General features: G+C 62.8%; 11 protein-coding genes. 7 read left to right on the top strand and 4 right to left on the bottom strand.

All coding sequences use genetic code 11. From position 1 onward, the window contains the following. Positions 1-10: 10 nt before the first annotated feature. The 3 genes from PSJE_RS24800 to PSJE_RS24785 all read left to right on the top strand — a co-directional run bounded on the left by PSJE_RS24800 (position 11) and on the right by PSJE_RS24785 (position 16,149). The gene (locus PSJE_RS24800; RefSeq protein ID WP_090456917.1) at positions 11-3,109 is read left to right on the top strand and encodes a non-ribosomal peptide synthetase; all 3,099 of its coding nucleotides are present in this window, start codon (positions 11-13) and stop codon (positions 3,107-3,109) included. Continuing rightward, entirely contained in the window at positions 3,106-14,910 is an 11,805-nt protein-coding gene (locus tag PSJE_RS24795) for a non-ribosomal peptide synthetase (protein ID WP_090456915.1), read from the top strand. The genes PSJE_RS24800 and PSJE_RS24795 overlap by 4 nt, the downstream gene beginning before the upstream one ends. A gap of 273 nt (positions 14,911-15,183) precedes the next feature. Then, on the top strand, positions 15,184-16,149 hold the full coding sequence (locus PSJE_RS24785; protein ID WP_090456913.1) for an alpha/beta hydrolase: 966 nt from the start codon (positions 15,184-15,186) through the stop codon (positions 16,147-16,149). A 147-nt stretch (positions 16,150-16,296) separates the two neighbouring features. On the opposite strand, the gene PSJE_RS24780 is transcribed toward PSJE_RS24785, so the two are convergent. After that, positions 16,297-16,617, bottom strand: coding sequence for a DUF6124 family protein (locus PSJE_RS24780; RefSeq protein WP_090456911.1), 321 nt, complete (start codon positions 16,615-16,617; stop codon positions 16,297-16,299). Positions 16,618-17,121: 504 nt separating this feature from the next. Here PSJE_RS24780 and PSJE_RS24775 point away from each other — a divergent pair. The 4 genes from PSJE_RS24775 (at position 17,122) to PSJE_RS24760 (ending at position 19,067) form a co-directional block, all read left to right on the top strand. Next, positions 17,122-17,529, top strand: a complete 408-nt coding sequence (locus tag PSJE_RS24775) for a VOC family protein (protein ID WP_090456909.1) — start codon at positions 17,122-17,124, stop codon at positions 17,527-17,529. Between the two features lie 50 nt (positions 17,530-17,579). Continuing rightward, a complete protein-coding gene (locus PSJE_RS24770) occupies positions 17,580-18,041 on the top strand; it encodes a GNAT family N-acetyltransferase (RefSeq protein ID WP_090457961.1) in 462 nt (153 codons plus the stop codon). Positions 18,042-18,176: 135 nt separating this feature from the next. Next, the gene (locus tag PSJE_RS24765; RefSeq protein ID WP_090456907.1) at positions 18,177-18,683 is read left to right on the top strand and encodes a PaaI family thioesterase; all 507 of its coding nucleotides are present in this window, start codon (positions 18,177-18,179) and stop codon (positions 18,681-18,683) included. Positions 18,684-18,791: 108 nt separating this feature from the next. Next, positions 18,792-19,067 carry a hypothetical protein gene (locus PSJE_RS24760; RefSeq protein WP_090456905.1) on the top strand — a complete coding sequence of 92 codons (276 nt, stop codon included), beginning with the start codon at positions 18,792-18,794 and terminating at the stop codon, positions 19,065-19,067. A gap of 282 nt (positions 19,068-19,349) precedes the next feature. Here PSJE_RS24760 and PSJE_RS24755 read toward each other — a convergent pair whose 3' ends face one another. The 3 genes from PSJE_RS24755 to pvdO all read right to left on the bottom strand — a co-directional run bounded on the left by PSJE_RS24755 (position 19,350) and on the right by pvdO (position 24,652). Continuing rightward, a complete protein-coding gene (locus PSJE_RS24755) occupies positions 19,350-21,767 on the bottom strand; it encodes a TonB-dependent siderophore receptor (protein WP_090456903.1) in 2,418 nt (805 codons plus the stop codon). Positions 21,768-21,893: 126 nt separating this feature from the next. Next, a complete protein-coding gene (locus PSJE_RS24750; RefSeq protein ID WP_090456901.1) occupies positions 21,894-23,543 on the bottom strand; it encodes a cyclic peptide export ABC transporter in 1,650 nt (549 codons plus the stop codon). A 221-nt stretch (positions 23,544-23,764) separates the two neighbouring features. Continuing rightward, a complete protein-coding gene (gene pvdO / locus PSJE_RS24745) occupies positions 23,765-24,652 on the bottom strand; it encodes a dihydropyoverdine dehydrogenase (RefSeq protein ID WP_057713945.1) in 888 nt (295 codons plus the stop codon). Position 24,653: the final 1 nt, after the last annotated feature.

The raw sequence follows: 24,653 nt of genomic DNA, 5'->3' as shown, positions 1-24,653 counted from the left end.
GACACCCGACATGAACACCACCGCCCTCGAACCTTCGGTAGACGTATTCCAGACTTCGGCCCAGCAGGCCTTTTATTTGCGGGCCCAGGAACTGGGCGCACGACCGCTGTTCGCCGCGCTGACGTTGCCGGTCGCCCGGCCAGTGGACGCCCAGGCATTGCGCAGGGCACTGGAAACACTCAGTCAGCGCCATGAAATCCTGCGCACGCTGTACCGTCGTTTGCCGGGCATGAAGTGGCCGGTGCAGAGCCTGTGCGATGGGTTGCCGCTCACCCTGCTGGGTAACCAGCCTTCAGTGGCCGAGGCCTTGAGCCGCAGCCGTGAAGTCATGGTTGAAGATTCGAATCAGGCGCTGGTGTTGGCGCAGGTTGAAGACGAGGCAGGGCAGCAGTTCATCACTCTGCTGACCCCGGCATGCAGCATCGACGAGGCATCGCTGCGGGTGCTGGCGAGTGAACTTGGCAGCCTGTTGCGCGGTGAAACCCTGGCCGACGACGAGGACGCGCTGCAATACCTGGACTACAGCGCATGGCAGGAAGAACTGCGCGAAGAGGACATCGGCCACCAGGGCGCGGCGTTCTGGCGCAACCTGCAATCGCAGTTCGTCGTGGCTCATCGCGTGCCGTTCGAAAAAACCGTCGAAGTCACTCTGGTTCGTCGTCAGGCAACGTTGATTGACGCCCCATGGCTTGCTGGCGTGCAACGCGTCGCTGCCGAAACGGGCGTTGAGGCAGAGCAATTGGCGCTTTTGCTGTGGACTGCATTCGTTGCACGCATCGGCCATCAGGAAAAGCTGCTGATGGGCTGGCAGGTGGAGGGTCGCAACGAGCAAACCATCGCCACCCTCGGACGCTTCGCCCGGCGTTTGCCGGTGGCCTTCGATCACCGCAGCCAGCAGACACTGGCACAAGCGTTGGTGGCGTTTGCCGCCAGCGTCGAACAGTCGCTGTCGTGGCTCGATTGCCTCAATGAATTCGAACTGAGCGCCGAAGGTACCGCGCCGCTGCGTTACGGCTTCGTCTATCAGGCTGCCATTGAAAGCGCTATCGAGGTGGACGACGGCAACCCCGAAGTCCTTCGCCTGCGAGTGCAGGGCGATCAGTTGCAGTTGTCGTGTCTTGACGGTGCGCTGCCCGAATCGATGCTGGTTGAATGGCTGGAACAGTTTGTCGAGTTCAGTCACCAATTGCTGGGTTCGCCCGAAATGACCCTGGCTCAGGCGACTCTGGTCAATGACGCACAACTGACCCGATTGGTCGAAGGCTTCAACCCGAACGCCACCGAACAGGCATTGCCGTTCCGCTTCCTGCAAGAACTGTTCAGCGAACAGGCGCGCCTGCATCCGCAACGCATCGCCCTGAGCGTCAACGGTCAGCGCCTGAGCTATGCCGAACTGGATGCGCGCTCCAATCAGGTGGCCAATGCCTTGCGCGGCCAAGGCGTGACACCGGATGAAATTGTTGCGGTCTACGGCCAGCGCTCCCTGGAAATGGTCATCGCCCTGTTGGGCACGCTCAAGGCTGACGCTGCGTACTTGCCGCTGGACCCGAACTACCCGATCGAGCGTCTGGCGTTCATGCTCGCCGATACCGGCGCGCGCCATGTGCTGGCCTGCCAAAAGCTGCCGGATGCATTGCCTGGTGAGCGGATAATTTCCCTGATGCCAGGGGCCGAAGTCTGGTCCGCCGCGCAAACCCGGCCTGAGCCACAAGGCGACAGCGCCAATCTGGCCTACGTCATCTACACCTCCGGGTCCACCGGCAAGCCAAAGGGCGTGATGATCAGCCATGCCAACGCCGTGGCCTCGACCCTGGCGCGCAATGCCTTTTATCGCCAGCCGCTGCGCGGGTTCCTGATGCTCTCGTCATTCTCCTTCGACAGCTCGGTGGCCGGGGTTTTCTGGGCGTTGGGGCAGGGCGCGACCCTGTGCCTGCCGGACGAAGACAGCTACAAGGATCCGGCGCAACTGGCGGCGCTGATCCAGTGCGAAGAGATTTCCCACTACCTGACCTTGCCGTCGTACCACGCACAGATTCTCGAACACCTCGACCGCCAGGCGCTGGCCTGTGTGATCGTCGCCGGCGAAGCCTGCAGCAACGCACTGGTACAGCGACATCGCGAGGCATTGCCGGGAGTGGCTCTGGTCAACGAATACGGCCCGACCGAGGGCACCGTGTGGTGTTCGGCCTGGGAGTTGCCCCTCAGCGATGATGACGACAGCATTCCCATCGGCCAGCCGATTGCCGGCATGCGCATCCACGTGCTCGGCCCGGACCTGCAACCGGTGGCCGTGGGCGTCGAAGGCGAGTTGTATGTCGGCGGGGCCGGCATTGCCCGAGGCTATCTGCAACGGGCCACGCTGACCGCCGAGCGTTTTGTCCCCGACCTGTTCGCGAAGGCGGCGGGCCAGCGCCTGTACCGCACCGGCGACCTGGCGCGCTATCGCGCCGATGGCGTGCTGGAGTATCTGGGTCGGGTCGATCACCAGGTGAAAATCCGTGGCTTCCGCATTGAGCTGGGCGAAATCGAGTCGGTCATGCGTAACGCGCCGGGCATCGAGGACGCCGCCGTGATTGCCCGGGAAACCCCGACCGGCCCGCAATTGCTTGGCTTCGTGGTGTCCCCGGCCGACACCGCCGACATCCGCCTCAACGAATTGCGCAGCCACTTGGCCGAGGCACTGCCCGAGCACATGCAACCGGCGCGCTTGCAGGTGCTGGAGCGCTTCCCGTTGATGCCCAACGGCAAACTCAATCGCCAGGCCTTGCTCGATCTCGATGTGCGCCGCAGCGTCTTCGTCGCGCCGCGCAACGACCTGGAAAAAACCCTGGCGGCGATCTGGGCCGAAGCGCTGCACGTCGAACGCGTCGGCGTGCACGACAACTTTTTCGAACTCGGCGGGCACTCGCTGCTGGCCACGCGCATTCGTGCGCGGATTCAGGAAGAACTGAACCGGGCGATCCCGCTCAAGCTGTTTTTCGACGGTGACACCCTGGAACGCCTGGCGGCGCAGATCGAGCAGTTCCGTCAGCACAGTGAACATAAAGAAAACGATGTAGACGCCCTTGAAGCGTTGTTCGACGAAGTGGATGAGGAACACGCGCGATGAGTGCTGCACCGGACAGAATGATGACCCTGGCCCAGCGTTTCTGCGGCTTGAGCGCGGACGCCCGGCGCGCGTTGCAACAGAAGATGCATGCCCAGGGGCTGACCCTGGAACTGCTGCCGATCCCGCCACGGGACCGCGCCGTCGACACGCTGCCGGCGTCCTACGCGCAGCAGCGCTTGTGGTTCCTCTGGCAGATGCAGCCCCAGGCCACTGCCTACAACCTGACCGGTGCCTTCCGCCTGAGCGGCGAACTCAACCCTGAGGCGCTGGCGCAGACCCTGAGCGCGCTGGTGCAGCGTTACGAAGTGCTGCGCACCACCTTCGTTTTCGACGACCGGCAAGTGCTGCAAAAGATTCACCCACGGATGGATGCGCCGCTGCTCGAAGTCAGCGCTGGCGACGAGGCCGAACTGCAGCGGCAGATCGCCCTGAACGCCGAGCAGCCGTTCGACCTGCAACACGGCCCGTTGATGCGCTGCCGCTTGATCCGCCTCGATGCGCAGCAACATGTGCTGGTGCTGACCTTCCACCACATTGTCACCGACGGCGGTTCGCTGCCGATCCTGTTGCAGGAGTTCACCCGGCTCTATGCACAACTGAGCGCCGGGCAGGCCGCGCAACTACCGGAGCCGGGCATTCAGTACGCCGACTTCGCCCGCTGGCAGCGGCTGTGGCTGGAGGCCGGCGAGGCCGATCGCCAGCTCGATTACTGGCGCGTGCAGTTGGGCCGCGAACACCCGCCACTGAACCTGCCGACCGACCGTCGTCGCCCGGCGATCCCGAGCCAGCAGGGGGCCAGCGTCGAGCTGGAAATCTCCACTGCGTTGACCGCCCAACTGCGTGATCTTGCCCGCCGCGAAGGCTGCACCCTGTTCATGGTGCTGATGGCAGCGTTGCAGACACTGTTGCATCGCTACAGCGGCGAGCAGGACATTCGTGTCGGCGTGCCGATTGCCAACCGCACCCGCCAGGACGTGGAAAACCTGCTGGGCTTTTTCGTCAACACCCAGGTGTTGCGCAGCCAGCCCCGGGCCGACCAGCCGTTTGGGCAATTGCTGGCCGAGATCAAGACCGCGGCACTCGGCGCACAGGCCCATCAGGACCTGCCGTTCGAGCAACTGGTCGATGGCCTGGGCGTGGAGCGCAGCCTGAGCCACACGCCGCTGTTCCAGGTGATGTTCAACCACCAGCGCGACAGTGGCGGCCCGCAACGCTGGGACCTGCCGGGGCTGAGCGTCGAACCGCTGATCTGGGATGAGAAAACCACCAAGTTCGACCTGATGCTCGACACCGTCGAGGGCGACGAGGGCATCCACGCGTCGTTCGTCTACGCCACCGAGCTGTTCGACGCCTCGACCATCGAGCGTCTCGGCCGGCACTGGCTGAACCTGTTGCAGGCGATTTGCACTGACAGCACGGTTGCCTTGGCGGACCTGTGCATGCTCGACGCCTCCGAGCAGCAGGCCACCTTGCGCGACTGGAATCGCACTGCCGGGTTGAACAGCGATCAGGCGAACCTGTTGTGCGCCCATCAACTGATCGAAGCCCAGGCCGCCGCGCACCCGAACAACATCGCTGTGACCTGCGACGGCATCACCCTCACTTACGCCGAACTGAACCGCCGCGCCAACCGCATCGCCCATCGCCTGCGTGAGCGCGGCGTCGGCCCGGACGTGTTGGTGGGCATTGCCCTGGAGCGTTCGCTGGAGATGATCGTCAGCCTGTTGGCGATCCTCAAGGCCGGTGGCGCCTACGTGCCGCTGGACCCGCAATACCCGCAGGACCGCCTGGCCTGGATGCTCGCCGACAGCGGCACGCGCCTGTTGCTGACCGATTCCGCGCTGTTGCCGCAGCTGCCGTTGAACGAAGGCATTGAAGTGATCTGCCTCGATCACGCCAGCGACTGGCTGCTTGAGGCCAGTGCCGACAACCTGCCGAACCTGACCGCTCCAGCGAACCTGGCCTACGTCATCTACACCTCCGGTTCCACCGGCAAACCCAAAGGCACGCTGCTGCCACACAGCAACCTGACGCGGCTGTTCAGCGCCACCGAGCACTGGTTCGGTTTCAATGCGCAGGATGTGTGGAGCCTGTTCCACTCCTATGCCTTCGACTTTTCCGTGTGGGAAATCTTTGGCGCGCTGTTCTACGGCGGCAAGCTGGTGGTGGTGCCCCACGCGGTCAGCCGCTCCCCGGAAGACTTCGCCCGCTTGCTCAGTGATGAGGGAGTCACGGTACTCAACCAGACCCCTTCGGCCTTTCGCCAGTTGATGCCGTTCGCCTGCGCCAATGCGCCAGACATGTCCCTGCGGTATGTGGTGTTCGGTGGCGAGGCGCTGGACGTAGCCAGCCTGCGGCCATGGTACGACGCCTTCGACGACCGGCAGCCGTTGCTGATCAATATGTACGGCATCACCGAAACCACCGTGCATGTGACCTACCGGCCGCTGTCCCGCGCCGACCTCGATGGTGCCAATAGCTCGCCGCTGGGGGAGCCGATCGGCGATCTGCGCTGGTACGTGCTCGACCCGCGCCTGAACCCGGTGGCCAAGGGCTGCGTCGGTGAGTTGTACGTCGGTGGTGCCGGCCTTGCCCGCGGTTATCACCAGCGGTCCGATCTGACCGCCACGCGGTTCGTCCCGGACCTGTTCGCCGCCGAGTCGGGCGCGCGCCTGTATCGCACCGGCGATCTGGCGCGTTATTGCGCCGATGGCAGCATCGAGTACGCCGGGCGTATCGACCATCAGGTGAAGATCCGTGGTTTCCGCATCGAACTGGGGGAAATCCAGGATCGTCTGCAAAGCCATCCGGCCATCGAGCAGGCGCTGGTCCTGGCACCGCAGGTCAATGGCAGCCCGCAATTGGTCGCGTGGTTCACCGCGAGCGGCGACGACAGCGATTTGCGCCACTCCCTGCGTGAACATTTGCAGGCCGGTTTGCCGGACTACATGGTGCCGGCGCATCTGATCAAACTCGACCAATGGCCGCTGACCGGCAACGGCAAACTCGATCGCGCTGCATTGCCCAAGCCCGACGCAACGCTGGCGCAGCAGGCCTACACGGCGCCGATGGATGAGCTGCAAACCGAGTTGGCGGCGATCTGGCAAGACGTGCTCAAGCTCGAGCGCGTGGGCATCGACGACAACTTCTTCGAACTGGGCGGCGACTCGATCATCTCGATCCAGGTGGTCAGCCGCGCGCGACAGGCCGGGATTCGCATCACCCCGCGGGACCTGTTCCAGCACCAGACCGTGCAGAGCCTGGCGAAGGTCGCGGTACGCAGCGCCGGGTTGGTCATCGACCAGGGGCCGGTGCGTGGCGAGGTGCTGCTGACGCCGATCCAGCACTGGTTCTTCGAGCAAGACATCGAGGCCCGTCACCACTGGAACCAGTCGCTGCTGCTGGAACTGCGCGAGCCGCTGGACAGCGACAGCCTGCAACAGGCCTTGGCCGCGCTGGTAGAACATCACGACGGGTTGCGTCTGCGGTTGCGTAATGTCGACGGCGTCTGGCAACAGGCCCAGGCCGAGCAGTGGAACAGTTCCGAGGTGCTGTGGCAGCGCCAGGCCGCCAATGCCGATGAACTGCTTGAACTGTGCAACGCCGCGCAAGCCAGCCTGAATCTGCAGGACGGCCCGCTGTTGCGCGCCTTGCTGGTGGACATGGGCGCGGCGGGCCAGCGCCTGTTGCTGGTGGTGCATCACCTGGCGGTGGACGGCGTGTCCTGGCGATTGCTGCTGGAAGATTTGCAAACCGCGTATCAACAAGCGCAGCAAGCTCAACCCCTGCGTCTGCCAGCGAAAACCAGCGCCTATCAGGCCTGGGCCGCTCGCCTGCAAACTCATGCGCAAAGTGCTGCATTGGCCAGCCAGGCCAGTTACTGGCAAGACCAGTACCGCGACGTACAGGTGCAACTGCCCGCCGACAACCCCCAAGGCAGCCTGGCCAGCCAGCATGCCGTGAGCGTGGAAACGTTGCTCGACAGCACATTGACCCGCCAACTGCTGCAGGACGCCCCGGCGGCTTACCGCACCCAGGTCAACGACCTGTTGCTGACCGCGCTGGCGCGGGTGCTGGGCAACTGGACCGGTCAAACTTCGACGCTGGTGAAACTGGAAGGCCATGGCCGCGAAGACCTGTTCGACGACATCGACCTGACCCGTACCCTGGGCTGGTTCACCTCGATCTTCCCGGTGAAACTCACCCCAGCGGGCGATCTGGCTGCAAGCATCAAAGCAGTCAAGGAACAGCTGCGCGCCGTGCCCGACAAGGGCATCGGCTTCGGCATCCTGCGCTATCTGGCCGACGCCGGCCTTGAGGATCTGCCGTCGCCGCAGGTCACCTTCAACTACATGGGCCAGTTCGACGCCAGTTTCGACGAACAGGCACCGTGGCGCCCGGCCCGGGAAAACGGTGGCGCCGAGCAGGGCGCATCGGCCGAACTGGACCGGGGCCTGAGCATCAACGGTCAGGTGTATGCCGGGCAACTGCGCCTGAGCTGGACTTTCAGCGGTGACGTGTTCAACCCGCAGACCGTGCAACGTCTGGCCGATGCCTACGCCCTGGAGCTGCAACAGCTGATCGAACATTGCCTGAGCGGTGCCGGCGGGTTGACCCCGAGCGACGTGCCACTGGTGCGCGTCGATCAGGCGCAGCTGGATGCCTTGCCGCTGGCGGCCAGCCAGATCGAAGACATCCTGCCGCTGTCGCCGATGCAGCAGGGCATGCTGTTTCACAGCCTGTTCGCCCCGGATGCCGGGGCCTACATCCCGCAGATGCGCGTGGATGTGCAGGGGCTCGACGTCGAGGCGTTCCGCGATGCCTGGCAGCAGACGCTTCAGCGCCATGAAGTGCTGCGTGCGGCGTTCTTCAGCGAAAGCAACGGCTCGCGGCCGTTGCAAGTGATCCTGGCCGACGCCACGCTGCCGCTGACCGTGCTCGACTGGCGCGATCAATCCAAGGTTACCGGAGCGCTGGATCGCCTGGCCGAGGACGACCGTCTGCGCGGTTTCGACCTGACATTGGCGCCGTTGCTGCGCCTGACCCTGGTGCAGACCGCCGATGACCGCCATCACCTGATCTTCACCAACCACCACATCCTGCTGGACGGCTGGAGCACTTCGCAGTTGTTCGGCGAAGTGCTGCAGCGGTATTGCGGAATCATGCCGGCGCCGAATGTTGGCGGTTATCGCGATTACATGACTTGGCTGGGCACCCGTGATCGCGCCGCATGCGAAGCGTTCTGGCTGGAGCAATTGCAGTCGTTCACCGAACCGACGCGACTGGCCGGCGCCTTGCCGGGGCCGGTTGCCGGGCAGGGCGATGCTCATCGCACCCTGCACCTGAGCCTGGATCGCGCGGCCACCGAGCGCCTGAGCGGGTTCGCCCGTCAGGCCCGCGTCACGCCCAACACGGTGCTGCAAGCGGCGTGGCTGTTGCTGTTGCAGCGCTACACCGGGCAGCAAACAGTGGCGTTCGGCGCCACGGTGTCGGGGCGTCCAAGCGAATTGCAAGGCATCGAGCAGCAGATCGGTCTGTTCATCAACACCTTGCCGGTGATCGCCACACCGCACCCCGAGCGCACGGTCAGCCAATGGATCGATGAAGTCCAGGCGCTCAACCTCAAGTTGCGCGAAGTCGAATACACACCGCTGGCGGATGTGCAGCGTTGGGCCGGCCACTCTGGCGAGGCGCTGTTCGACACGCTGCTGGTGTTCGAAAACTATCCGGTGGCCCAGGCGCTGGAGGAGGGCAATGCCAGCGCGCTGAAGTTCTCCGGCATCAGCAACCACGACCAGACCAGCTTCCCCCTGGCCATCGCCGCCGAGCTGGGTGAATGCCTGGATTTGCGTTTCAACTACGACACGGCGCTGTTCAGCGCAGAAGCCATTGAAGGCTTGAGCACACGTCTGCTGGCATTGCTCGATGCCATGGTCAGTGCGCCGCAGCAGCCATTGGGGCGCTTGAACCTGCTCGATGCCGCACAAACGGCGCAGCAGATCGAGGGCTTCAACCGCACCGCGCAGGCCTGGCCGGATGTGCGTCCGGTTTACCAGTGCTTCGAAGCCCAGGTGCAGCAAACCCCAGAGGCTCCGGCCCTGGTGTTTGCCGGCCAGACCCTCAGCTATCGCGAACTCAATCGACAGGCCAACCGGCTGGCGCACTACCTGCGCAGCCAGGGCGTCGGCGCCGAAGTGCTGGTGGGCATTGCCGCCGAGCGTTCGCTGGAACTGGTGATCGGCCTGCTGGCGATCATGAAGGCCGGTGGCGCCTACGTGCCGCTGGACCCGGACTACCCGCGCGAACGCCTGGAGCACATGTTCGACGACAGCGGCATACACCTGCTGCTGACCCAGCGTCATTTGCTTGAGCAGTTGCCGATTCCGCCCGCCACCACGGCGATTTGTCTCGATGACATGGCCGGTTTACTGGACGGCCTGAGCGACGAAAACCTGCCTTGTGTGGTCGAGCTGCAATCGCTGGCCTACATGATCTACACCTCCGGCTCCACCGGCAAACCCAAGGGCGCGGCCAACCACCATGAGGCCTTGTACAACCGCTTGGCGTGGATGCAGGGCGCGTACCCACTGGATGGGCGCGACACCGTATTGCAGAAAACCCCGTTCAGTTTCGACGTGTCGGTCTGGGAGTTTTTCTGGCCATTGATGACCGGCGCACGCCTGGCCGTGGCCGGGCCGGGTGCCCATCGCGATCCGGCGCAACTGGTCAGCCTGATCGAGCAGTACAAGGTCAGCACCCTGCATTTCGTGCCGTCGATGCTGCAGGCGTTCGTTCAGGGCGAAGGCTTCGAGCGTTGCGCCAGCCTGCGGCAGGTCATGTGCAGCGGCGAAGCCCTGTCGGCGGACTTGCAACACAGCCTGTTCCGCGTGCTGCCCAACGTTGGCTTGTACAACCTGTACGGCCCGACCGAAGCGGCCATCGACGTGACCCACTGGACTTGTGTCGACGACGGCGGCTTCAGCGTGCCGATCGGTCAGCCGATTGCCAACCTGGTGACCTACATCCTCGACGACAGCCTGCAACCGCAAGTGCAAGGTTGTGTGGGTGAGCTGTATCTGGGCGGCATCGGCCTGGCCCGTGGTTATCACAACCGTCCGGAGCTGACCGCCGAACGCTTTGTCGCCAGCCCGTTCGGTGAGCAGGGCGAGCGCTTGTACCGCACCGGCGACCTGGCGCGTTATCGCGCGGACGGCGTGATCGAATACGTCGGGCGCATCGACCATCAAGTGAAGATCCGTGGCTTGCGCATCGAGCTGGGGGAAATCGAAGCCTGCCTGCTGGAGCATCCATCGGTGCGCGAGGCCGTGGTGATCGCCCTCGACGTTGGCAAGTCCAAGCAACTGGTGGCTTACGTCACAGGTGATGCTGCCGTTGATCCACTCAAGCAACACCTGCGCAACGCACTGCCCGAGCACATGCAGCCGAGCCACGTGCTGTTGCTCGATCAGTTGCCGGTGACGCCCAACGGCAAGCTCGACCGCCGCGCATTGCCGCAACCGGACCTGCAAGTGCGCGAATACGTTGCGCCGCGCAGTGCCGTGGAAGCGACGCTACAAGCCGTGTGGCAGGCGTTGTTCGAAGTGCCGCAGATTGGCATGCACGACAACTTCTTCGAACTGGGCGGCGATTCAATCGTCTCGATCCAGGCTGTCAGTCGCGCACGCAAGGCCGGGTTGAGCATTTCGCCCAAAGATGTGTTCAGCCATCCGACCATCGTCGAACTGGCCGCGGTCGCTCAACCGCTCACGGCAGATCAAGCCGTACAGACGGTGTTTGCACCGACCGCGAACATCGAACTGAGTGACGCGCAGTATCAGGCGCTGGAACTGGCAGCGGACGAAGTCGAGGATGTTTATCCGCTGTCGCCGATGCAGCAGGGCATGCTGTTCCACTCGGTGCAGGACGGCGACTCGGGGCTGTACGTCAATCAGATCGAAGTGGGTGTGCGCGGCGTCGACGGTGCGCGTTTCCGTGCAGCCTGGGCGGATGCTGCCAAACGTCACGGGATTCTGCGCACCGCATTCCTCTGGGAAGGCGACAAGGAACCGCTGCAAGTGGTGCTGCGTGACGCGCCGTCACTGCTCACTGAATTGGACTGGCGCGGGCTCGATGATCAGCCTGAGCGCGTCCGCCAACTGGCCCTCGAGGAGCGCGAACGCGGCTTCTCGTTGAACCGTGCACCGCTGTTGCGCCTGTTGCTGGTGCGCCTGGAAGACGACCGCTATCGCCTGATCTGGACCTACCACCACATCCTCATGGATGGCTGGAGCGTGTCGCGCCTGATCGGTGAAGTGCTGCGCCATTACAGCGGTGAGGAGCACGAGCCGGTGGCCGCCTATCGCGACTACATCGACTGGCTCGGCCAGCAAGTCGCCGAGGCCAGCGAAGCGTTCTGGAAAGACAAACTCAGTAACCTCGAAGGCGCCACGCACCTGGCCCGCGCACTGCCGGTCAAGGCGCCGCAAGCCGGTTATCACGCGATCTATACGCACCTGAGCGCCGGGCAGACCGCGGGTTTGCAGGCCTTTGCCCAGCAACAGCAAGTGACCCTCAACACCCTGGTGCAAGCCGCGTGGTTGCTGCTGTTGCAGCGCTACACCGGCCAGCGCACGGTGACCTTCGGCGCCACGGTGTCCGGGCGCCCGGAAACACTCAACGGCTCGGAGAACATGCTCGGGTTGTTCATCAACACCTTGCCGGTGGTCAACACGGTGCCGACCGAAGCCAGCGTCGGCGACTGGCTGCGGGAGATCCAGGCCTGCAACCTCGACATCCGCGACTTCCAGCAAACCCCGCTCAGTGATATTCAGCGCTGGGCCGGGCAGGGCGGGCAGTCGTTGTTCGACAGCATCATCGTGTTCGAAAACCAGCCGGTGGACCGTACCCTTCGCGAGTGGAACGGCGATTCCCTGCGCTTCGAGGACGTCTCCGATTTCGGCCTGACCAGCTTCGCCATGGACCTGATGGTCAGCCTCGACGAAGGGCTGCGCATCGAGTACATGCACCAGCGCGATCAGTTCGATCTGGCGACCGTCGAAGTGTTGCGCAGCCACATGGAAAGCCTGATGCAGCGCCTGTGCGACGACGCCGGGCGTGCCGTCGGTGAGCTGGGCCTGCTGACCCTGGACGAAGGCCGGGCGCTGGACGGCGAACTGCCGGTGGTGGCTGAGGGTGACGAGACGCCGGTGCACGAACTGATCCGTCAGCGTGCGCGACTGCAACCGGATCACACGGCGCTGGTGCTCAGTTATGCCGATCGCGACGCCGAGCAGTTGAGTTATGCCGAGCTGGACCATCGCTCCGATGCCCTGGCAGTGCATCTGCTGGAGCAAGGCGTGCAGGCCGAAGACGTGATCGGTGTGTTCATGGAGCGCTCGCTGGAGCTGGTGGTGTCGCTGCTGGCGGTGATGAAGTGCGGTGCGGCCTACGTGCCGCTGGACCCGCAATACCCGCAGGAACGCCTGCGCTACATGATGGCCGACAGCGATATGCGCTTGCTGCTGACCCAGGAGCGTCTGTGCGATAGCACGCAACTCAATCCGGGCACGGCGATGGTCGCAGTGGATCGCTTGAACCTCGACGTCGATGTGGCGGTGCCATCGAGTTCCGTGCAAGCCGGGCAACTGGCCTACCTGATCTACACCTCGGGCTCCACCGGCAAGCCGAAAAGCGTCGCCGTCGCCCACGGGCCTTTGAGCATGCATGTGCAAGCCATCGCCGAGCTATACGAGATGGACCCGAACAATCGCGAGCTGCATTTCATGTCGTTCGCCTTCGATGGCGCCCATGAACGCTGGATCACCGCGCTGATCAGCGGCTCGACCCTGGTGATCCGCGACAACAATCTGTGGACCGCCGAGCAGACCCTGACGGTGCTGCACCGTCAGCGCATCAGCGTCGCCTGCTTCCCGCCGGCCTATCTGCTGCAACTGGCCGAACACGCCGAATTGCAGGGCGGCAACCCGCCGCCGGTGCGCATCTATTGCTTCGGTGGCGACGCGGTGCCGGACGCCACCTTCGAGCGGGTCAAGCACACACTCAAGCCGCAATTCCTGGTCAACGGCTATGGGCCGACGGAAACCGTGGTCACGCCGCTGCTGTGGAAAATCGCCGCCGACGGCCATTGCCAGGCGATGTATGCGCCGATTGGTCAACGCGTCGGCAGCCGCAGCCTGCACGTACTGGACATGGACCTCAACCCGCTGCCGGTGGGCATGGTCGGTGAGTTGTACATCGGCGGACGGGGTGTCGCGCGCGGCTACCATCGCCACCCGTGGCAGAGCGCCGAGCGTTTCGTCGCCGATCCGTTCAGCACCGAAGGCGGGCGCCTGTACCGCACCGGCGACCTGGTGCGCCGTCGCGAGGATGGCGTGTTCGATTACGTCGGGCGTATCGACCACCAGGTCAAGGTGCGTGGCTTCCGCATCGAACTGGGTGAAATCGAAGCCCGCTTGCGCGAGCAGGCCGGGGTCAACGATGCGCTGGTGGTGGTGCGTGACAACGGTCAGGGGCCGCAATTGGTGGGCTATGTGGTGGCGGCGCAAGACGATGGCCTCGGCCCGCGTTGCCAGGCGGCATTGCGCGAGAGCCTGCCTGACTACATGGTGCCGACGCAGGTCGTGGTGCTGCCGCGCTTCCCGTTGACCCCCAACGGCAAGCTCGATCGCAAGGCCTTGCCGGACCCGGCCTTCACCGGCCGTGACTACGTGGCGCCGCGCACGCCGCTGGAATGGGCGCTGGCGGATATCTGGCAACAGGTGCTGGGCATCGAGAAGGTTGGCATTACCGACAACTTCTTCGAGTTGGGCGGCGATTCGCTGCGCACCCTCAAGGTGATCTCGAAAGTGCGCGCCCTGAACGAGCCGGGCTTCCAGCTCAAGCTGCGGGACATGATGGCCAAGCCGACGATTGCCGGGTTGTCCGGTGTCGATGAACAGCCGCTGCGACACAGTCCGCAACCGCTGTTGCTGCTAAACCAGGTGGTGAATGATCAGCCGCCGCTGTTCTGCCTGCACGCCGGTTTTGGCACGGTGTTCGACTACGAGCCATTGGCCCGACGCCTCGATGGCGAGCGCACGGTGTACGGCGTGCAATGCCGGATGCTGCTCGACCGGCAGTGGCACGACAGCTCGCTTGCGCAGATGGCCCAAGATTACGTCGAGGCGATCCGCGCCCGGCAACCCCAGGGGCCGTACCACGTGCTGGGCTGGTCGCTGGGCGGGGCGTTGGCGTTGATGGTGAGTGACTTGTTCGAACAGCAGGGCCAGCGAGTGGCGTTTGTCGGCCTGGTGGACAGCTTTGTGCCGACCCAGGTCAATGCCGTCGTCAGCCCGGATGAGTGGCGCACGGATCTGGCCGAGTTCCTCGGTGCAACCTTGGGCATGGATGGCGAGGTGATTGCCCGGGTGTTGAGTACCGAGTCGACGGGGGACCACGAGGCAGTGGCGCGGATCATTCGTGCGGTGATCGACAGCGAAAGCGATCAGGCCAGCGGCTACGCGCTGCTCGGTGCCGACGAGTTGGCCCAGACGTTCATGGTCAGCACGCGGTTGAAGGCGCTGTCGCGACAGGTCGAGACCTTGCCGACTCCGCAGGCCGAGCTGCATTGCTGGTGGGCCGATGGCAACCCGACGACCGAACGCGCGACCCTGGAGCGTCAGCGACCACGGCTGCGCAAGGTGCAAACGGTAACGGCCGGCCACTTCGATATCCTGCAGCAGGAGGAGTGCCTGGACGCCGTGGTGGCGGCGCTTGGCCGGGAGGTGGTGCCGCTGGTCTAAACCGTTCATTCGTGGTCAGGCCCACTTACCTGTGGCGAGGGGGCTTGCCCCCGTTCGGCTGCGAAGCAGTCGCAATCCCGAACAACGCGGTATGTCTGACTGATCTCAAACGCTGGTTCTGGGGCCGCTTCGCGACCCAACGGGGGCAAGCCCCCTCGCCACAGGTTTCTTGTTCGGCCTGGGAGATTCTTCATTGAACAGGATGACGCCCTAATGAACGCTCCTCACGGTTCGTTTATTGGGCGAGCTTTTTATTTTTGGAGACTACCGCCCATGGCACTGCACCCGGACATCGAAGGGTTTCTAGAGCTGGCCGAGTTCGGCCGCCTCAGCGGCAAAAGCCAACCCATGCATGAGCTGAACCCGAGCGAAGCGCGGCAGCAGTTCGAACAGACTTCGCAGTTGCTCGATGCGGCGCCAACGGGCGCGTTGACGGTGACGGAGGTCAGCATTGCTGCGCGGGATGGGCATTTGCTCAATGCGCGGCTGTATGCCAACCCGCAACCGGACGGCGAGCCGCGCCCGGTGTTGCTGTACTTCCATGGCGGCGGATATGTGGTGGGCAGCCTCGATTCCCACGACACCCTGTGCCGGCGCCTGGCGCTGGCGGGGGAGTTTGCCGTGTTGTCGGCGGACTATCGCCTGGCGCCGGAACACCGTTTCCCCACCGCTTACAACGATGCCGAAGACATCACGCGTTGGCTGGCCATCACCGGAGCCAAGGAGCTGGGGCTGGACGCCAGGCGCATTGCGCTGGCGGGGGACAGCGTCGGCGGCAGCCTGGTGGCCTCGCTGTGCATCGCCATCGCCCAGGACCCGTTGGGATGGCCGCTTGTGCCTCGTCTGCAAGTGCTGCTGTACCCGGTGATCGACGCGGTAAAAAAACGCCCGTCCCTCGAGCGATTCGCCGAAGGCTATCTGCTGGAAGCCACCACGCTGGAATGGTTCTACCAGCAATACCAACGCAGTGAAGCGGATCGTGCTGACTGGCGTTTTTCACCGTTGTACACCGAGTGCGTGCAACGGCTGACGCCGACGGTGTTGTGGCTGGCCGAATACGACCCGTTGCTCGATGAAGGCCTGGCCTGGGCCGAGAAACAGCGTACTGCGGGGCAACCCCTGGTGCTGGAGGTCAAGGCCGGCATGACCCACGACTTTGCGCGCATGGGCGAGATGGTCCAGGAAGTGCCGGGGATGCTGGCGCAACTGGCGGCGCAGATCAGCGAGAGTCTGGCCTGACGTATGGCGTAGTGATCAGCGACGCCGTCCCCCTGTGGGAGCGAGCTTGCTCGCGATAGCGGCAGCACATTCAACATTGATGTGTCTGACACACCGCCATCGCGAGCAAGCTCGCTCCCACAGTTTGTTTTGCGCTGACTCGGATGACTAAGGTGGATCAAGCCGATCCAGCGCCCGATTCACCGCCAGTTCCCCCAGCATGATCACCTGCGCAATCCCCAACAGCGCATTGCGGCTTGTTCCTTGTAGATGATCCACCAGATCGTTGGCCATGACATTGGCCGACGCCAGCGACTCACAGGCGTGCACCAGCAGGGTTTCGATACTGAGTTCGGGATTGACGATGAACATCGTGCAGGGTGTACGCGGAGTGGCCATGATGTTGGTGCCGGGGTTGAGGTGGTGATCGAGGCTTTCGTGCGGGGAGGATGGGGCGGAATCCGGCGGATTGGGTGTCACTTTGAACATAAGCTGATTACTCCTGAATGGAGCCGCTCATTCTTCTCTACTAAAAGAAGGGTGGCGGCTGGACGCAGGTTAGTAGACCGGGGAGATCAGCATTTGCCGGCGCGCCGAAGCGCCCTGCGTACAGCCACCATCAAGTTCAGGCAGACCTGACTGATAGCGCTTTTACACCTTGCTGATAAGACCACGGGCTACTAAACCCGATCACTGACAATCAGTGACCCGAATCAAGTTACCGACGACCCCCAAGGCGCACAAGCCGGCGGATTCTGGCGTACCTGTAGGCAACGACGCAAGGCGTTGTGGCTTTCACGAAGTAACCTGTAGGCTGCTTAAACAATCGTGGTTAGCGATGTTTAACAGGCGACTATTAGATTTCTACGCTCGATGTGTTTCGCGAAAACATTTGGGAAATGTCTGAAATTTGAAAAGGCCTGGCGTTCCTCGACACCTGGCTAAAAACTGCTAGATTCACCGCTCGATTGGCACGACAAGGAATGTTCGTTCATGAAATTTGGCTACCTGATCATCTACGTCAAGGATGTAGAGGCCTCTCTCAAGTTCTTCTCATCGGCCTTCGGGCTCGGCGTTCGGTTCATCCATGAGTCCGGCACCTATGGCGAACTGGAAACCGGCGAAACCGCGCTGGCATTCGCCGCCGATGAACTGGCCGCATCGAACTTCAGCACCGGTCATGTCCCGGCGCACTCATCCCTCAAGCCGCTAGGCATCGAAGTCGGGCTGGTAACCGAGGATGTTCCCGCGGCCCATGCCAAAGCGATTCAAGCAGGCGCCAGCGAAATCGCTGCCCCGACTACCAAACCCTGGGGGCAAACCGTGTCTTACGTTCGATGCCCTGACGGAACGCTGGTTGAGCTGTGCACACCCGTAAACGCTACCGAGAGTGCGTCTTGAAAGCCGGGCGCGAAGCGAACCTCACAGACAAGTCTGGCAGTAACCTGCAAGTGGTCACGTCAACGGACCCATTGGCGATACTTGAAATCTCAGGGATTACGCCGCAAATCCGGGAGCTGGAAACGCAGGCCGTTGCCGAAGGCTTCAGGTTCCTCTCCCGGTTGATCGAGGAATGGGAAAGCGGTGCCAATCGATTCGATCAGCAGGGTGAGTGTCTTTTCGGGGCGTTCCGGAACGGGCGGCTGATTGCCATTGGCGGGCTCTCGTGCGATCCATTTGCCGGGCGGGACACAGGAAGATTACGGCGGGTCTACGTCGCACGTGCATCAAGGGGCCAGAACGTGGGCAAAGCGTTGGTGCAGCACCTGCTGGAATTGGCGAATGAGCATTTTCGCGTTGTGCGACTGTCCACGGACACACCCGAGGGCGCCGCCTTTTACCTGCGCTGCGGGTTCCAGCCGATCCAGGATGATTTTGCGACGCATATGAAGTCATTGGTGGATGTCCTATAGACAATGGGACATCGCTTTTGAAGTGCCTAACCCACTTTTTCGCTCAGTAACGGCTGTGTATGATCATTACGGCCCGATGCTGCCCGCCGCTTTCAACCACGACGATTGGCCCCCGGTATTAAGGATGGACACGGTATGACCACGCAGGACATTTCGCTTCAAGACATCGCCGCGCCTGAAGGCGTTTGTTATGGCTGCGGCAGCCAAAACCCGCACGGGCTGCACATCAAGAGCTTCTGGCATGAAGACGGCGTGCATGTCATGGCGCAGCACATGCCGGATGACAAGTACTGCGGCTGGCCGGGTCTGGTTTACGGCGGTTTGATCGCGATGCTGGTCGATTGCCACTCCAACTGGGCAGCGATGGCTTATCACTACCGGGCAGAACAGCGCGAGGTGGGCAGCTTGCCCCACATCACCTGCGTCACCGGTAACCTGGGCATCAAGTACATCAAGCCCACCCCGATGGGTGTCCCCCTGACACTGCGTGCAAAAGTCGAGGGCGAGGTCGGGCGCAAAAGTCGGGTTATTTGCGAGGTCTTCGCCGGGGATGTCCTGACCGCTGTCGGGGATTCCACGTTTGTTCGTGTCGATACCGAGCAACTCAGGGCCGCTGCGCACGATCGCCAGGTCGACGTCTGAACTCGGTGCGCCGAATCGCAACATCACCTTTGCCGTTCGTCAGCAAGCCAGCACCTTTCCCGATGCCGGGTCTTCCAAGGTTTATACCCCACCGGGAAGACCCAAACGATGAACAGAAAAATGCTTGCACTCGCGGTTGCGGCTCTGCTGTCGACGGGCTCTTTTTTTGCGCCGGTCGCCGAGAAAGCAGCTGCCGGTTCCGCCGTTCCACCGGCTGCCATTCCTGGCATTAACCAGTCTCAAGACGCTGAATCCAAAGACGAGAAGGCCAACAAAAAGGGCGAGGAGGCGTCGGGTTCAAACTCTGGCGCCGAATCGCATGAGATGGAAAAGGACGCAGCGTCCTCAAGCGGCTCGCAGGACGAAGCCGAAGCGACGCGGTAACCGCCGGATTGGCAGCAGAAAACAGAATCGGGCCGTTGTAGGAGCGAGCTTGCTCGCGATGGACTCAAGAGCGCTGCGTTTAGCCAGTAAACACGCGTTATCGTTAACGACCATCGCGAGCAAGCTCGCTCCTACAGGTGGAAGCAGTCAGCCATCAGGGCCGCTGTAGGAGCGAGCTCGCTCGCGATGGACTCACAGGCGCTGCGTTTAGCCAGTAAACACGCGTTATCGTTAGCGACCATCGCGAGCAAGCTCGCTCCTACAAGTGAGAGCAGTCAGCCATCAGTACTGCGCGCGCAGGCTCAGGGTCAGGGTGCGCGGGTCGCCGTAGAAGTTGGTGCCCCAGGAGGCATCGACGCGGTCGTAGTACTTGCGGTCGAACAGGTTGTTGGCGGTCAGTGTCGACGACAGGTGTTCGTTGAACTTGTATCCGACTTGCGCCGAGGTAACAGCATAGCCGCCTTGATGGAACTTCACGTCACGCTGGTAGTAGGTGTCGCTGACCACACGCACGCCACCGCCGACGCTGAAGTCCTTGAGCGGGCCGTCGGTGAATTCGTACTTGGTCCACAGGTTGAAGTTGTGCTTGGGCGTGATGGTGCTGAAGGTCTTGCCTTTGTTGGCCTGGTCGCCGTCCAGGAACTTGGTGGAGGTGTAGGCGTAACCGGTGACGATGCTCCAGTTGTCGGTCAGGTTGCCGCTCAACTCGGTTTCCCAACCCTGGCTGCGTGCCTTGCCTTCGGTCATGTAGGCACCGGAGGTGTTGTCGTATTCGGCGCGGTTTTCATCGTAGATGCGAAAGGCGGCGATGCTGGCGTTCAGGCGACCGTCGTAGAATTCGCGCTTGAGGCCGATTTCGTATTGCTTGCCTTCGCGCGGGCCGACCGGCTCGCCGTTTGTGCCGATTTCGCTCTGCGGTTTGAACACGCCGGTGTAGCTGAAGTAGGTTGACAGTTCAGGGGTGATCTTGCCGATGATGGCGCCGTACGGCACGACCTTGCGGTTGATGCTGGTGTGGGCTTCGCCGAAGTTGTTGAAGAAGGCGTTGGCGTTCTTCGCATCGCTTTCGTACCAGGTCACGCGGCTGCCGCCGATGACATCGAGCCAGTCGGTGACGTTGAATTTGGCGCGGGTGTAGACGCCGTACTGATCGGACTTGGACCAGTTGCCATTGACGTGCGCATAGTCGTTGCGGGGAATGTCGATGCTGCCCGGATTCCACACGTTGATCGGGAAGTACTCGCCGCCGCCGTAGGTGAAATCCTTGTCCAGGTGCTGGTACTCGGCACCCACGGTGAACTCGTGTCGGCGATCGGCGAACTCGAACGGCGTGGTGACAAAGCTGTCGACGCCGACGGTCTTGATGTGGGTGTAGTAGTCGTAGGCCACGGCCCAGCTGTCACCGGTGGCCGGGTCGACCGCGCCGTCGGCCCAGGTGAAGTTACGCTCCGGGGTTTCGGCATCGCGGTAGGTCAGGGTGGTCTTGAACTGACCGCCGTTGTCCAGTTCGTGGTCGAGTTCGGCGAAGGATTCCCAGACTTTTTCGTTGAGGGTGTTCCACTTGGCATCGACGAAGGTCGAGCGCGGCACGTCGAGCAATGAGCCGTCGGCGTAGGCCGGCAGGCCGAAGGCCGGGGTGGAGTTGTTCTTCTGGTAAGCGCCGCCGACCGACAGGGTGGTGGCCGGGTCGAGGTCGAATTCCAGGCGACCGTAGACCATCGGGCGTTCGTTCTGCGCGTAGTCGACGAAAGACTGGTTGTTCTCGTAGGCGGTGATGAAACGACCGCGCACGGTGCCCTGATCGTTCAACGGGCCGGTGACATCCACCGAAGAACGGTAGCGATCGTAAGAGCCGGCGGCCAGCTCGCCACCGAGGGCGAATTTGCTTAGGGCGCGCTTGCGCACCACGTTGATCGTACCGCCGGGTTCGCCCGCGCCCTGGTACAGGCCCGACGGGCCGCGCAGCACTTCGATGCGGTCGTACATCGCCAGGTCAAAACTGGTGGCCATGTCGCCCTGGCCGGTGGGCTGCGAGACGCCGTCGACCTGCACCTGGTCGACGAGGAAGCCACGCATGTAGACGTCATTGAGGCTGGAGCCGGAGTTGTAGGTCTTGATGGTCACGCCGGTGACCTGACGCATGGCGTCCTGCAGGCTGTTCAGGTTCTGGTCGTCCATGCGCTGGCGCGTGACGACGGACACCGACTGCGGGATGTCCTTGAGCTTGATGTTGCCTTTGCCGATGGTGACTTCATTGGTGGTGTAGGAGTGCGAGCCTTCGGTGGTCGGCCCCAGCGCCACGCCGGTGATTGACGTCGCACCCAGTTGCAATGCACTGGAGTCACCGGCCGATGGCACCAGCGACACGGTGTTGCCATTCAACTGAAAATTGATGCCGCTCCCCAGCAGCAAGGTTTTCAGTGCCTGTTCCGGTTCCATGTTGCCGGACACCGCCGTGGACTTGATGCCGTTGACCATGTCCTGGCTGTAGAGAATCTGCAGGTTGGTCTGCTGGCCCAGTTGGCGCAATGCACTGGCCAGCGACTGAGCCGGTACATTGACGTTCACCGGGGCTGCTTCGACCTGGGACGTACCCAGCAGCAACAGGGTCAGCAGCGCGCCCGGCACGACCGTTCGGAATTTCTTTTGCCGTTCGATGGCTAACGCCAAGGGTGCGCGGGACAGAGTAAGGCTTTGCATTGCTCGAATCGCTCCAGAATAGTGTGTGCAGTTTTTTAGTTAATGATAATTATTATTAGACGGACCACTTTGGCTAAACCGGAAAACAAACTTCAAAAAACAAGGATTTGCGTGCGGCCACGGCGCTTAGGCGGTTGCGCGCTCGGTGACGACCCGGCCCGATTCCATGCGCACCAGTTGATCGGCCATATCGAAATAACGGTCGTCGTGGGAGATGACGATGATGGTTTTGCCCAGGCGTTTGAGGTCCGGCAGCAGCTCGGTGTAGAAGATGCGGCGGAAGGTCGGGTCCTGGTCGGCGGCCCATTCGTCGAACACCAGCACCGGGCGTTCTTCCAGCCAGGCATTGACCAGCGCCAGGCGCTTGCGCTGGCCGGTGGACAGGTCGGTGGTGGTGAAGCTGCCGTCCCTGACGCTGACCTTGTGCGCGATCTCCAGCCGTTGCAGGTAGGCGTTGGCATCTTCGGGGATGTGCTGGTCGCCCTGGACCACGTCATCGAACAGGTAGTAATCGGCAAAAATCGTGGTGAACAATTGGCGATAGTCGTCGCGATTGTGCGCATCGATGCCCTGGCCGTTGAGCAGGATCGAACCCTGTTGCGGCGCGTAGAGGCCCAGCAGCAACTTGATCAGGGTGGTCTTGCCGCAGCCGTTTTCGCCGACGATGAAAATGATGTCGCCTTGCTCGATGGTCAGGTTCACCGGGCCCAGGCGAAACGCGTCACTGCCCGGTGCGGCGGGGAAGGCGTAGCTGACATTGTTCAGTTGCAGGCGGTCGACCACGGTTGGCCGGATGCCGTTGTCGTTGAGCAACAGGTGCGGCTCGGGCGAGGAAAACTGGCTCGACAGCTCGGCGATGCGGCGGAAGGCAATCCGCGCCCGGCTCACGATCGGCAAGGTGCTGACCAGATGCTCGATCGGGCCTTTCATGTACAGCAGCACCAGCACGAAACCGCTCATCACCGCTTGGTCGGCGCTCGGCCAGAACGATTGCAGGGCCAGGGCCAGGCCGATGACCACGAAGAACAGCATCGAGCCCAGCGTCTTGGCGATCACGAAGGTGTTGATCGAACGCACCTGGGTGTTACAGATGAAATCGGCGGTGCCCTGGATGCCCTTGACGAACATGCGCTGGCGGCGCGGGCGGTGGATGCGCAATTCCTTGGCACCGCCGGCAATGGCGTTGTAGTGCTTTTGCAAATCGTCTTCGGCATCGCGGGCGGCCATGAAACCCTGGATGCCCTTGCCCTGCGCATAGAACTGGATGCCGGTGCCGATGGCAATTGCCAGCACCATCATCAGGAACATCGGCCACGACAACATCGCCAGGTAACCCATGCAGCCAAGGGTTACGGTCAGGGAAATCGCCAGCGGCGCGAAGGCGAAGGCGAAGTCGCTGATGGTGTCGACGTCGTGGGTCAGCACTGGGATCAGCCGGTGGCTGCGGTAGCGCTCGATCTGCTCGATGGGCGCCGAAAGGACTTTCTCCCCCAGCGTTTTGCGCAGCCTGGCAATGATGTGCTGGCCAACATAGTTGGTGCCGATGTCGGAGCAGATCGAACTGCCCAGAGCCAGCAGGCACAGGCCGCCGAACAGCGCGACCACGCCTTGGGTCAGGCCGTGCGGCGAATGCAGCGCGTTGTTGATGGTGGCCAGCAACACCGTCACGCTCAGGCCACCCACCATGCCCAGGAAAATGGACGCGGCGACGATCAGTCGAAACGGTTTCAACAGGGCCAGTAATTCGCCGATGGCGCCTCGGGTAGGCTGGGTCATGGCAGACAGTTCCTTGGGTCGTAAGGCAGATACCCAGTAGAACGTCTGGTGAAGGGCTTAATTTAAACGGTGGGAGACAGGTGGCGGGGCTCGGTTCGCTGACAGGGCACAAAGCAGTGTGGGAGCGAGCCTGCTCGCGAAGGCGGACTATCAGTCAGCTTCTATTTTGGCAGGCAGACCGCTTTCGCGAGCAGGCTCGCTCCCACAAGGGGAGAGGGAGGTCAGAGAGTGCGTACGACGCGGAAACCAATCCAGTCGCCACGGGTTTGCGGGTCGATGTCATTGCGGTTACCCGAGCGGGAAAACACCGGTGCTTCGCCCCAGTCGTTGCCACGGATGCGCAGGGTGTCGCAGTTCGGTTCGGTCCAGGCGCTGCCATCGGTGGGAGCGCCGACGTAGTCCGGGTGGTAGCAGTCGGCGATCCACTCGTAGACGTTACCGTGCATGTCGTACATGCCGAAGGCGTTGGGCGGGTAGCTGCCGACCGGTGAACTGTAGCTGTAGCCATCGGTGGGGCCGTAGGTATTAGCGTGGGTGGCGATGCTGTACTCGGTGCCGGGGTCGAACGGGAAGGGGAAGGGTCCCGTTGCCCCTGCGCGGGCGGCGTATTCGCGCTGGGCCTCGCTGACGATGTGGTAGTGCTGGCCGGTCTTCATCGACAGCCAGGCGACGTAGGCACTGACCTCGGCGAAGTTCATGCATACTGCCGGCTGGCGCGGGCTCTGTGGATAACGCGGCTTGCTGTTGATGCACTCGCGGCCGGGGCGGGTGTCGCCATCGGGCAGGGTGATTCCGGTTTCCTTGAGGTACTGGTCCCATTCGCCAGCGGTGATCTGGTAGCGGCTCATGGCGAACGGCTTGTCGAACGTCACCTCATGCATCGGGCCTTCATCAGGCTCACGGCCGACTTCGTCTTCCGGGGTGCCCATGGTGAATGTGCCGGCGGGCAGCACGACCATTTCCGGGCAGTTACGGCAATCCTTGAAGACCTTGCCCGGCAGCGGCGCCGTATACGCCTGGGCGAGGCCGGGCATGGCACTGCCGAGCAATGCCAGCAGCATCAGGGCGCCCAGGCCTTTGGAACGCCCCCTGTTCAGGATGTTTTTCATA

This window comes from Pseudomonas jessenii (assembly GCF_002236115.1).
Classification (GTDB): domain Bacteria; phylum Pseudomonadota; class Gammaproteobacteria; order Pseudomonadales; family Pseudomonadaceae; genus Aquipseudomonas; species Aquipseudomonas jessenii.
Note: the sequence above shows the minus strand (reverse complement) of the source record. Positions and strands in the feature narration are given on the sequence as shown.

Excerpts from the sequence above, each read along its gene's own strand:
- PSJE_RS24800 (WP_090456917.1), top strand. The coding sequence starts at position 11 with ATGAACACCACCGCCCTCGAACCTTCGGTAGACGTATTCCAGACTTCG.
- PSJE_RS24795 (WP_090456915.1), top strand. The coding sequence starts at position 3,106 with ATGAGTGCTGCACCGGACAGAATGATGACCCTGGCCCAGCGTTTCTGC.
- PSJE_RS24785 (WP_090456913.1), top strand. The coding sequence starts at position 15,184 with ATGGCACTGCACCCGGACATCGAAGGGTTTCTAGAGCTGGCCGAGTTC.
- PSJE_RS24780 (WP_090456911.1), bottom strand. The coding sequence starts at position 16,617 with ATGTTCAAAGTGACACCCAATCCGCCGGATTCCGCCCCATCCTCCCCG.
- PSJE_RS24775 (WP_090456909.1), top strand. The coding sequence starts at position 17,122 with ATGAAATTTGGCTACCTGATCATCTACGTCAAGGATGTAGAGGCCTCT.
- PSJE_RS24765 (WP_090456907.1), top strand. The coding sequence starts at position 18,177 with ATGACCACGCAGGACATTTCGCTTCAAGACATCGCCGCGCCTGAAGGC.
- PSJE_RS24760 (WP_090456905.1), top strand. The coding sequence starts at position 18,792 with ATGAACAGAAAAATGCTTGCACTCGCGGTTGCGGCTCTGCTGTCGACG.
- PSJE_RS24755 (WP_090456903.1), bottom strand. The coding sequence starts at position 21,767 with ATGCAAAGCCTTACTCTGTCCCGCGCACCCTTGGCGTTAGCCATCGAA.
- PSJE_RS24750 (WP_090456901.1), bottom strand. The coding sequence starts at position 23,543 with ATGACCCAGCCTACCCGAGGCGCCATCGGCGAATTACTGGCCCTGTTG.
- pvdO (WP_057713945.1), bottom strand. The coding sequence starts at position 24,652 with ATGAAAAACATCCTGAACAGGGGGCGTTCCAAAGGCCTGGGCGCCCTG.